This is a genomic window from Mycobacterium sp. (assembly GCF_052144515.1).
Lineage (GTDB): Bacteria > Actinomycetota > Actinomycetes > Mycobacteriales > Mycobacteriaceae > Mycobacterium.
In genome coordinates, this window is sequence record NZ_JBKQQD010000158.1 from 60,844 (window position 1) to 71,975 (window position 11,132).

At 65.9% G+C, this 11,132-nt stretch carries 10 protein-coding genes; 2 read left to right on the plus strand and 8 right to left on the minus strand.

The genetic code is table 11. From position 1 onward, the window contains the following. The 3 genes from ACLP9N_RS10305 to ACLP9N_RS10315 are packed head-to-tail and all read right to left on the minus strand — an operon-like array spanning position 1 to position 3,113. Entirely contained in the window at positions 1-1,218 is a 1,218-nt protein-coding gene (locus ACLP9N_RS10305) for a GNAT family N-acetyltransferase (RefSeq protein WP_442407307.1), read from the minus strand. 26 nt (positions 1,219-1,244) lie between these two features. Then, the gene (locus tag ACLP9N_RS10310; RefSeq protein WP_442407308.1) at positions 1,245-2,456 is read right to left on the minus strand and encodes an acyl-CoA dehydrogenase family protein; all 1,212 of its coding nucleotides are present in this window, start codon (positions 2,454-2,456) and stop codon (positions 1,245-1,247) included. Positions 2,457-2,486: 30 nt separating this feature from the next. Next, the gene (locus ACLP9N_RS10315) at positions 2,487-3,113 is read right to left on the minus strand and encodes a TetR/AcrR family transcriptional regulator (RefSeq protein WP_442407309.1); all 627 of its coding nucleotides are present in this window, start codon (positions 3,111-3,113) and stop codon (positions 2,487-2,489) included. 122 nt (positions 3,114-3,235) lie between these two features. On the opposite strand from ACLP9N_RS10315, the gene ACLP9N_RS10320 reads away from it, so the two are divergent. After that, positions 3,236-4,243 carry an aldo/keto reductase gene (locus ACLP9N_RS10320; RefSeq protein WP_442407310.1) on the plus strand — a complete coding sequence of 336 codons (1,008 nt, stop codon included), beginning with the start codon at positions 3,236-3,238 and terminating at the stop codon, positions 4,241-4,243. A gap of 15 nt (positions 4,244-4,258) precedes the next feature. Here the strand turns inward: ACLP9N_RS10320 and ACLP9N_RS10325 are convergent, their stop codons facing one another. Further along, positions 4,259-4,633 (minus strand): nuclear transport factor 2 family protein, encoded by a 375-nt coding sequence (locus tag ACLP9N_RS10325; RefSeq protein WP_442407311.1) that lies wholly within the window; start codon positions 4,631-4,633, stop codon positions 4,259-4,261. Between the two features lie 428 nt (positions 4,634-5,061). Here ACLP9N_RS10325 and ACLP9N_RS10330 point away from each other — a divergent pair, with 428 nt between their 5' ends. Then, positions 5,062-5,754: a cutinase family protein gene (locus ACLP9N_RS10330; protein ID WP_442407312.1), complete on the plus strand. Its 693-nt coding sequence runs from the start codon at positions 5,062-5,064 to the stop codon at positions 5,752-5,754. Here the strand turns inward: ACLP9N_RS10330 and ACLP9N_RS10335 are convergent. From ACLP9N_RS10335 to ACLP9N_RS10350, 4 genes are all read right to left on the minus strand, one after another. Beyond that, on the minus strand, positions 5,751-7,121 hold the full coding sequence (locus ACLP9N_RS10335; protein WP_442407313.1) for an aromatic ring-hydroxylating oxygenase subunit alpha: 1,371 nt from the start codon (positions 7,119-7,121) through the stop codon (positions 5,751-5,753). The genes ACLP9N_RS10330 and ACLP9N_RS10335 overlap by 4 nt on opposite strands. Before the next feature lie 3 nt (positions 7,122-7,124). Next, entirely contained in the window at positions 7,125-8,897 is a 1,773-nt protein-coding gene (locus ACLP9N_RS10340; RefSeq protein WP_442407314.1) for an N-acyl-D-amino-acid deacylase family protein, read from the minus strand. 125 nt (positions 8,898-9,022) lie between these two features. Next, entirely contained in the window at positions 9,023-10,159 is a 1,137-nt protein-coding gene (locus ACLP9N_RS10345) for a phosphotransferase (RefSeq protein ID WP_442407319.1), read from the minus strand. 108 nt (positions 10,160-10,267) lie between these two features. Beyond that, the gene (locus tag ACLP9N_RS10350; RefSeq protein WP_442407315.1) at positions 10,268-10,888 is read right to left on the minus strand and encodes a TetR/AcrR family transcriptional regulator; all 621 of its coding nucleotides are present in this window, start codon (positions 10,886-10,888) and stop codon (positions 10,268-10,270) included. Between the last annotated feature and the right edge of the window lie 244 nt (positions 10,889-11,132).

Sequence of the window (11,132 nt, forward strand, 5' to 3'; positions counted from 1 at the left end):
CTAGAAGAAGAACCCGGCATACGGTGCGACGGGGACCGCGAACAGCCGATCGGCCACGGCCAGCGCCGCCGGGTCCTCGGCGCGGGCCAGCCCGGCCATCGCGAGGCCGCGCCAGGTGGCGCCGCCGAGCAGAACGGCGCCGAGCCCCTCAATACCGACGTGCAGTTGGGGGTGCCGGTCCGTCTTTTCCGCACCGCCGGCCGCGATGCTGAAGCTTGCTGAATTGTTCTGCAACAGTGGGTCATTGACAGCGATGGTGACGGCGCCCTCTCCCTCGTATCGGCGTGCCGTCAGTGCCTCTTGGGCGTCGACGACGCGAAGCCACGTTTCATCGTGCACCGCGGTCACCCGCGCGGCCCGCCGATCGAGCAGCAACCAGGGCAGCGGATCATCGACGGGCAGCATCCAAAACGTCACGCAGTCAATGAGATCGAGCCTGAGCAGGAAGCGCATCAGCCCGAGATAGGCGTCCGTGGTGGGGGCGAAGAAGTCCTCGACCACGATGGTGCGCTGATCGCTGACGAACCACGTGTCGGTCTCGATGGGGCGGTAGCGGACGAATCCCGACTCGTCACCGGCTTCGCCGTGCACCGCGACATACGAAGCCCCCGGGAACGCTTCGGTGCGCAGGCGCAGGCCCTGCCACCACACCGCCGGGCGGTCGACGGTGCCCGGCCGGGACGGACGATTCTCGGCATAGATGCGCGGAAGGACATCCCAGGCCTGCGCCGCGTCCAGCAGTCGCACCGGGCCGCCGGCCCCGACATCCGGACGTAGCGCTGCCCGTGCCGTCTGAACCTCCACGGTTTGCGACGAACTCGCGACGCCGTAGCCGTAGCGCTCATAGATCGTCGCCTCCGACGCCCGCAACGTTGCGACCACCTCACCCCGTGCGGCGGTGTCGTCCAGCTGATGCCGAATCAGGTTGGTGGCGATTCCTTTCCGGGTGAACGACGGCAACACCCCGATGTGTGTGACGGCGGCGTGGCCGACGATCGCTCCACCGGGAAGCGTCAGCCCGCCCGTGGTGGCGTCGGCGGTGCCGACGAGCTGTCCGCCGACGAACGCACCGATGGCGCGGCCGGCCTCGAGCATCTTGGTGATCTGGCCCGGCTGCAGGTTCGACAGCGGTGGGAACCCGACCATGGCGGTGCGAAACACGTTGGCCGCAGCGAGGAGGTCGTCCTCGCTGTCGAGAACACGGATCTCGGTGGTCATGCGGCCATCATGTCGCGCGACCGAAGTTAACGGATGGGCAGGCCAGTCAGCGCGCGCGAAATCACCAGGCGCTGGATCTCGCTGGTGCCTTCGAAGATGGTGAAGATCTTTGCGTCGCGGTGCATCCGCTCCACGGGATAGTCGCGGGTGTAGCCGTTGCCGCCCAGAATCTGGATGGCCTCGTCGGTGACATAGACCGCGGTCTCGCTTGCCACCAGCTTGGCCATCGAGCCCTCCGCCGCGTCGAAGCTCTGGTTGTTGCGCGCCATCCAGCCGGCCCGCCACACCAACAGACGAGCCGCGTCGATGCGGCTCTTCATGTCCGCCAGCTTGAACGCCACGGCCTGGAATTCACCGATCTTGCGGCCGAATTGCTCACGCTGGCAGGCGTATTCGAGCGCGTACTCATAGGCGGCCCGCGCCACGCCGACGGCCATCGCCCCGACGGTGGGCCGGGTGCGCTCAAAGGTCTTCATCGCCGCCTGTCCGCCCGCGGAGGCACCGGATTTGACCCGGGCGATCCGGGCTTCGAACTTCTCTCTGCCGCCGAGGATCAGGTCCTCGGGCAGGCGGACGTTGTCGAGCACCACCTCGGCGGTGTGCGAAGCGCGTATCCCGTGCTTCTTGAATTTCTGCCCCTGAGAAAGACCTTCGGTGCCCGGCGGGATGACGAACGAGGCCTGCCCGCGGGTGCCAAGTTCGGGATAGACCGATGCCACCACGATGTGCACGTTGGCGATGCCGCCGTTGGTCGCCCAGGTCTTGGTGCCGTTGAGCACCCACTCACGGGCGGCCTCGTCGTAGCTGGCGCGAGTGCGGATGGCACCGACGTCGGAGCCCGCGTCGGGCTCCGACGAGCAGAATGCGCCGAGCTTGGGGTCGCCAGGTGTGCCGAACATGTCGGGCAGAAATCTGCCGATCTGTTCGGGAGTTCCGTTGCCCGCCAACGCTGCCGCGGCCAGCCCGGTGCCCATGATCGATAGTGCGATACCGGCGTCACCCCAGAACATCTCCTCGAACGCGGTCAGCATGCCGAGCCCGGTCGGCTCAGCCGCCTGCTGCGCGAAGAAGTCGGGGGAGTAGAGGCCCACCTTCGCGGCCTCCTGGATCACGGGCCAGGGAGTCTCCTCGCGTTCGTCCCATTCGGCCGCGGCGGGGCGGATGACCTCGGCCGAAAATTGGTGCACCCAATCGCGGACTTCGATCACGTCGTCGCTGAGTTGCATAGAGAACGTCACAGTCTTATCTCCTGAAACTGGTTGTTGGTCTTAGCTTTTCGTGGATTTCGCGTTGGTGTACTGCGCGAGGACGGTGAGCGTTTGCTTGACCCACGCCTCGAAGTAGCGGTCGTCGTCGATGTTGCCGGGCGAGCGGCCGGTCAGCGCTTTTAGCGTCGCGGCGTAGGAGAGCGACCCGATCGCCACGGCCGCGGCCGCCTCAGGATCCGGGATACGGGTGCGGCCGGAGCGATTGGACGCGGCCAGTTCTTCGGCGAACCGCTGGTAGGCGTTGTCGGTGATGACCTGCCATGTCTTCTCGTCGAGATCGCCGAGCTCGTCGGGTTCGCGCAGCATCACCTTGAGCAGATCCTCGCTCTGGGTCAGGTTGTTCCAGATCAGCTCGCCCGCGGTGCGCACCGCCTGCTCGACGCTGCCCGGATCCCCGGCGTCGTACTGCTCCCGCGCGGCCACGATGCTGTCTGTGCGGTGCGCAACCGCGGCCTCCAACAACTCGCGCTTGGAGCCGAAGTGTTTGTAGAGCGCCCCCGACCCCGGCGCCAGGCCGGATGCCCGCTGGATGTCGGCCACCGACGTCGCCGCGTACCCCTTGGCGGCGAACAGCTGCAGCGCCGCGGCCAGCAGCCGATCGCGTCCCCCATTAGGTCCAGTGGGCATTGTGAGAGAATACTCACTCACCAGCGGAATGGCAAATGGGTGCTGAGACGGGGGCCGGGGACTAGCCTCGGCTGCGTGGCGTTGGCCGATCAACGCCAGCGATCGCGGACAGGAGCACACAGATGGCGCCTACAGTGGCCCTTGGGGACGGATTGACGGTCAGCGCAATCGGATTCGGTGCGATGGTGCTGAGCCAGTCGTACGGCGAGACCGACGGCGCGGAGGCGCTTGCCACGCTGAACCGTTGCTTGGATTTGGGCGTGACCTTCATCGATACCGCCAATGTCTACGGCGGCGGCGAAAACGAGCGGTTGATCGCCAAGCTGCTGGCCGACCGTCGCGACGAGGTCACCCTTGCCACGAAATTCGGGATCGCCGGCAATCCCGCCGATCGGGCAGCCGGCGGCCCGACGGCCCGCGGCGACGCCGCCTACGTGCACCAATGCATCGACGAGAGCCTGCAGCGGCTGAACACAGACGTGGTGGATCTGTACTACATGCACCGCCGCGACTTGAACGTGCCGATCGAGGAGACGGTCGGTGCGATGGCGGAATTGGTGCGCGCCGGCAAGGTGCGTCATCTGGGTTTGTCGGAGGTCACGGCCGACGAGCTGCGCGCGGCGGTGGTTGTGCACCCGATTGCCGCGGTGCAGAGCGAGTGGTCGGTGTGGAGCCGCGATGTCGAACACAAGGTGGTACCCGCGGCCGCGGAGCTCGGTGTCGGTTTCGTCCCGTATTCGCCCTTGGGGCGTGGCTTTTTGACCGGAACCATCCGCTCGGCCGCGGACCTGTCCTCGCCGACCGACTTCCGCCATAGGATGCCGCGATTCGCCGAGGGCGCACTGGACGCCAACCTCTCGGTTGTCGACGTCATCGAATCCGTCGCCGCCGAGCAGGGCGCGACCGCCGCGCAGGTGGCGTTGGCATGGTTGCGGTATCGCGCTGACGAGCTTGGCGTGGCGTCGGTGCCGATCCCGGGAACCCGGCGGGCGCCGCGGGTCGAGGAGAACCTCGGCTCGTTGTCGGTGACACTGACACCCCATCAGCTCAGCGCGCTGGACGCAGCGAGCGCAGGGGTATCCGGGGGCCGATCCGTGTTTCCCGAGTGGGTGTCGTCCGCCCGCGAATGACCGGCGACCGAACGGTCAGCTGAAGGCGCTGGTGATGGCCGCCATGTCGAAGTAGTCGCGCCACGCCGCGATCTGACCGTCCACGACTTCGAACACACCCATCACCGGCAGCGGTACCTCGCCTCCGCCCTTGCGGCGCATCACGTCGGTGCGTTCGTTCATCACCACTTTGTCGTCGCTGACCTGCCGATGGATTTGGAAGTCGATGCCGTCGAATGCGGCGAGAAAGCCCGCGATGAACTCCTTGATCGCCTCACGCCCCTGCACCGCCGCCATCGGAATATTGTGGTAGACAGCGTCTTCGGTGAAGTAGCCGGCCAGCTGTTCCGGATCGGGCGAGGCCCACAGCTTGCAGAACTCGACAACTAGGTCACTCGGGGTGCGCGTCATGCGTCGATAAAACGGTAAACCACAACAGATGTCAACAGGTCGCTTCCCAGGTCGCCGCTGCGCATGACTAGGTGCCACGCTGGCCGGCCAGCCGCGTAGGCTGCCGGGTTATGAGTACGAACTGGGAGTACAGCTGGTTCACGACCGGTACGCATCACGATGTGAACGCCGTACTGGGATGGGCTATGGAAAGGGCAAATCACTTTGGCGCAGATGGGTGGGAGTTGATCAACTTCCAACTGCGGGAGAACGGAGACCAGAACTTCATAATGGCCATGATGAAGCGGCCCTGTTCGTAGCTTTAAGCTAGGCGACTGTATCGGCGTAAACCGTTGCCGAACGGTATGTTTGCCGTTGCGCAGGGCGAAGGAGCGGCGTCACGTTGACGTCGGCGGCACGCTTGGGCCGCGATATGTCAGCATTGGTACGTGAACGCACGCCAGTTCGCTCGTCTGCTGGGCGCCGCGGTGGTGACAACCTGGGCGGCGCTGCCGATCGCACCAATGTTCATTGCCCCCGCGTCCGCTGCTCCCTGCCCCGACATCGAGGTGACGTTCGCCCGCGGCACCGACGAGCCACCCGGTGTTGGTGGGGTCGGACAGGAATTTATCGATTCACTGCGCTCGCAGGTTAGGGGTCGGTCCGTCGGGGTGTATCCCGTCAACTACCCCGCCGGCGACGATATCGCCCCATCGGCATCCGCCGGCGCTAACGATGCGCACGCTCACGTTCGGTCCATGGTTGCGACCTGTCCCGCCACCAAACTGGTGCTCGGCGGATATCCCCAAGGGGCGGGTGTGATAGATCTGACCACCATCGCCCGAGCCCCGATTTCGGGCTTGATCCCCGACATACTAACGGCGGACGAGGCCGATCACGTCGCTGCGCTCGCCCTCTTCGGCAATCCGTCAGACAGATATCTGGGGGCGCCCGTAAGCGAGCTCAGCCCGTGGTACGGGGCGAAGGCCATTGACTTGTGCGCGCCCGGCGATCCGGTTTGCTCTGCGGGCGCGGCCCTGACGCTGCCGTCGCATGACGAGCTGTTCTCCCCGGCGCACCTTTCCTATAAGCAGTCCGGGATGCCCAGTCAGGCCGCGACTTTCGTGGCGAGCCATCTCTAACGCACGTGTCGGGGACCCTGAATGTCGCTGCCGGTCATCCGCTCGGATTCAGGCAGATCGAGGTAGCGCTCGAGGTTGCGGTGCATGTTGATCACGCGCCGCTCCTCGCTGGAGAGCACCACATGGGTGAAGCCGGGCTGATGCATGCCGCGCTGTAGGCCCGCGAGCACCCGGATGTCCTGGGTGATCACCAGGCCGGGTTCGGCTTCCCCGGCGGACGTGCGGATGTCCGTCGGCTTGTTGTACGGCGCGCCCGACGGCATGTGCGTCATCAAGAACATGACCAGCTCGCCTGTATCGGGGTCCGGGCCGGGGTGCGAGCACATGATGGTCAGGTGGTCGGCGTTGACCAGAAGCGTCATGTTCGGGAACACGTTGTACTGGTGCAGCCGGGTGATCCGGTCGGTATCGGCCCAGTCGAGATCGACGCCTCGTTCGGCCGCAAATGCCCTGGTGCGCGAGGCAATCAGGTCTTGGACGGTTTGCCCGGGCTGCCGCTCGTCGGTGGGAAACGGCGTGCCTTCGGCCGCACCCATCAGCGCGCCCTGCGTGTAAACGTAAGCGTCCCAAACCTCTTCGTCGCAAAGCGCGCCCTCAAACCGCGGACTCTGCACACCGTAGGGCTGGTCGGACTTGCCGGTGTGTCCCCAGATCTGTTGCGGGGCATGGATATCATCCACGCAGCGCAACAACTCCGGATGCAGCGTCTGAATGTGGTAGGTCTCGCTGTAGCCGTCTGCGATCGTCTTCCAGTTCGCGTCGACCTCGACGGTCAGCGTGGCATAGCAGCGGAAGTCGCGCAGATTGCACCAGGCGATGTCGTCGGGTAGGGCCTCCAAATACTCGATCAACGGCATTGCGTTGAGGTCGAGGTTGACGAAGACCAGTCCCTCCCAGACGTCGACTCGCGCCGGAACCAGCGGGAAGTCGGACATCCGCAGCGAGCCGAAGCCCTTGCGGTTGGGCACCCGCTTGAGCGCGCCGGCCAAGTCCCAGGTCCAGCCGTGATAGCCGCACTTGAGTTCGCGCAGCCCCGAACCCGAGCCCACACACAGCGAGTTGCCGCGGTGGCGACACGCGTTCTGAAATGCGCGCAGCTCACCTCCGGATTCAGAGTCACCGCGGACGATCAGTACTCCATATGGGCCGCAACGGTATTCGAAGTAGTCACCAGACTCGGCGACATGGTCGACCATGCAGGCGACCTGCCACACTTTCGGCCACATCCGCTCGACCTCGAGCGCCGCGAACGCCGGAGAGTAATAGCGTTCGGCCGGAACCAGGGTCGGCGACGCGGGCGGCGTTCCGATTGCGTCCTCGTCGCGGGTGCGGGTCGGATCGGCCTCGGATTTTGCGGTCAGCTTCACAGCTCAGCGCGCTCCGCGCACCAACCGGCCGGGACGTGCCCCGGTGTCGACGTCCTTGCGGCGGGTCACGGTTCCACTGACGATCGTCGCCTCGTATCCGCTTGCCCCCTGCAGGATCCGGTTTCCGCCCGCCGGCAGATCCCAGGCCATCGCCGCCGGGTGCAACGTCAGCGCGTCCATGTCGATCACGTTGATGTCGGCCTTCTTGCCGCGTTCGATGGTGCCGCGGTCGGTGAGGCCGAACAGGTCGGCGGTGTCTTTCGACTGCTTGCGGATCACGTATTCCAGCGACAGCTTCTCGCCCCGCTTGCGGTCCCGCGCCCAGTGCGTCAGCAGGAACGTGGGATAGGAAGCGTCACAGATCATCCCGCAGTGCGCGCCGCCGTCGGAAAGCCCGAGCACGCCGGCGGGGTGCAGCATCATCTCCCGTATCGCGTCGTGGTTGCCGTCGGCGTAATTGAACAGCGGCAGCATCAGCATGGCCGTCGCGTTCCGCTCGAGCATCAGGTCGTACAAGGTCGACAACGGGTCCTCGCCGCGCGCTTTGGCGATGGCCGCGACGGTGCGGTCCGGGGTCGGCTCGTAGTCGGGCGGGTTGCCGAGCGCGTACAGCCGTTTCAGGGAGTGCTGCACCAGGGCGAACATCCCGTCGAACAACAGGCTCGGGTCGGCGGGCAGGTCGGCCTCGGACAGGATGGCGGCTTTCACCGCGGGGTCAGCTAGGCGCTGCGCCAGCTCCTGGCGGCTGCATTCGGCCTGCAGCCGCCGGTAGGTGGGCCGGTGGCTGAAGCCGTGGTGGCCCTGGAAGCCGATCATCATGCCGAACGGGCGCGCCGCGACCTGGGGGTACAGCCGGCTGCCCGCCGCGTGCGCGTCCGCGGAGAGGTCCAGCATCTCGCGCCACAGGTTCGGGTCGGCGTCCACCTGGATCAGCGCGAACGACACCGGGCGGTCGATCTCGCCGCCCAACCGCCGCATCCAGTCCAGCTCCTTTTTCGGGGCGACGATGTCCTCCCCCGCGGATCCCTGCGGGGCCAGCTCGAACACCGCCTGGCCCCCGGCCGCCATGGCGCGGCCAAGACCGAACAGCTCTTCCTCGGCGGCAAACGTGCCGGGCACAGGCTCGCCGTCCATCGCGCGGTGCCCCATCGTGCGCGACGTCGAAAATCCGAGCGCCCCGGCTTCGATCGCTTCGGTGACCAGTCGGCCCATCGCCGCGATGTCCTCGGGTGTGGCCGGCTCGTTGCGGGCGCCCCGCTCGCCCATCGCGTAGGCGCGGATGGCGCCGTGCGCGACCTGGCTGCCCACGTCGATCGCGAACTTCTGCTTGCCGATCGCGTCGAGGTACTCGGGATAGGTTTCCCAGCCCCAGGTGATGCCTTCGGTGAGTGCGGTGCCGGGGATGTCCTCGACGCCCTCCATCAGCTCGATCAACCACTTCTCGCTACCGGGGCGCACCGGAGCGAAGCCGACGCCGCAGTTGCCGGTGACCACTGTGGTGACCCCGTGGCCGCTGGACGGCTCGAGCAGGCCGTCCCAGCTCACCTGGCCGTCGTAGTGGGTGTGGATGTCGACGAAGCCGGGGGCCACCACTTTCCCGGTTGCGTCAATCGTTTCGGCGGCACCAGCCGTCTCCAGACCGCCCGGCTCTTGGTCGGTGGTACCGCGGCGAACAATATCGACGATCATGCCGTCTTTGATGCCGATGTCCGCCCGATAGCGCTCGGCGCCGGTGCCGTCGACGACGGTGCCACCGGTGATTTTCAGGTCGAACATGAGACTCTCCTGTCGCCATGGGCTGGCCGGGGCTGTAGACGCGCAAGACCCGCAGCATTACGCTACTCCAAGTAGCGTAACTCTTGCGGTGGTTATGGCAAGGGGTTCAGCCGAATTTCCGACGGCTACAGAGATTTCTTCAGCGCCGCGATGGTTTCCAAGTCATCGAGCGCTTCGACGCCGCGCCGCAGCCCTTCCATGGCGATGTCCTCGACCTGCATTCCCCCCATTCCGGCGGTGATCAGCGGCGCGACGTAGGCGTACAGCGCGCCCTGCCGGTACCTCAGCCACAGATCGTTGCGATTCAGGTCGGGTCCGCCGGCCGCCGCGAGCGCGCGTCGGTAGTCGTCGAGCAGGCCGCTTTGGGCCGATCGGCGGTCCTCCGGCGTGAGGCTGGTGATGAGGGTGTAGGCGAGTTCGCGGGAGGGGTGTCCGCGCCGGACCGCCTGCCAGTCCAGAAGTCCCGCCTTGCCGCCGTGGAAGTACATGTTGCCGGGATGAGCGTCGCCGTGCATGACCGTGTGCGGGGGAGTGTCGATCAGTGCGGCGACGGCGCGGTAGTTGTCGGCGATGAAGCGGCCCCTGTCGACGGGGATGGTCGTGCGCTCGGCAAGGCGCTTGATCGAAGTGTTCATCAGGGAGCCGGTCAATAAAGACGTGACATCGCCTGACGGCGTGTAGAGCCAGCCCAGCGGGCCGCGCCCGTTGCTTGGCAGGCGGTCCCAGAAGGTGGCGTGCAGGTTGGCCAGCAATTCGAGCATGAGGCTGGCCCGGTCGGTGGAGATCGGGTGCAAGGTGTCGGGAAATTCGCACGACTCGGCGGGTAGGTCTTCCAGAACCAGCAGATACCGGCCGGTCCAGGTGTCGAAAGCCGCGCCGTAGGCATTCGGGACCCCGATGACCTGCGGGGCGAGTTGGCTATAGAAGCGCACCTCGGTGTGTCCGAGCCGGCCGAGTTCGCCCATCAGGCGGGTAGCGGCGGTCTTTGCTGCGAGCTTGACGAACACCGACTCGGGTACGCCGTTTCCAGTCAGCGCCAGCCGGGCCCGCGACGATGTCCCCGAATCGCTGCCAAGGACACGGACCGATCGGACGGTGGTTCCCATCACCTTGGAGAGGACCGCAGCGTCGATCTCTTCGGCCGTGCGTGGCAGGCCCAGCCTGCCTCCCACCATCGCGTCGGTGGTCACCCGGCCGATTCCGCGGCCCAGATGAGCAGCCAGGCCGATGACGGACAAGGCCTGTCCCGCGGGACTTTTCATATTCATCCGTTCTGCTCCGGGATCCCCGTCGCTCGCGGCCACGGGCCGCTCAATCGCCACGCCGTCAGACGAAAATAACCGAAGGTCTGGACATCAGACAATATCAGATTATTGTCTGATCTGTGGCACCAGGGCACGCACCACAAACTGCTCGACGAATTCGCGTTTGTCGCTCGCCGGGCGGTATCGCCACGAGGGCGCCAGCAAGAACAATGTGGTCGTGTGCAGCCACTGGACGACCGACCGGGGATCGAGATCGTGGTAGAGACGGCCCGCCTGCTTCCACCGATTCAGCAACGGTCCGTAGTGGCGTAACAGCAACTCCACGATGGGAGCCGAACCCTTTTCGAGGGCCGTGGCCACAGCGGTGCTCTCGGCGGCGAACAACGCTTCGTTCAGCGGATTGCCGTTCACTGACTCGACGCGGGCCAGGACCATCTCGGGCACGGAGCGAACCGGGTCGTCAGGAGCGGGCAGCGAGCGCACCAGATCACCGAGCGCATTGTCGACACGCATCAACATCAGGCCCAGCAGGACATCGTCGCGGCCCGGGAAGTACCGGTACACCGTCGACCGCGACACCCCGGCCTCGTCGGACACTTCGCCCATCCGGAACTGAGTGTTTCCCCGACGCACGATGCAGCGGCCCGCGGCGTCCAGGATGCGTCTGCGCGCTTCCTCGTCATCGAGGATCGCGCGGTCGTCGCCCCACCTCCGGCTCAGTTCCATGGCGCCGATGTTACGGGATGCGTTGTGCAACGGAGTAGCGAATCCCTTTGCAAATCAAGCGATTAAAAGATGAGAGCAGGCAATGATGGGTTACTCCGCCGCAGATGAGTCGTTCACCCACCAGCTCCCAACAACTTTCGACCAGGTGCACGACCCCGATCCCACGTGGTCGGATCGCTGCTACTTCTTCGCCGCGTCGCCGGACGGCACGATGCTGTTGGCCAGTGGCTACGGCAACAACCCG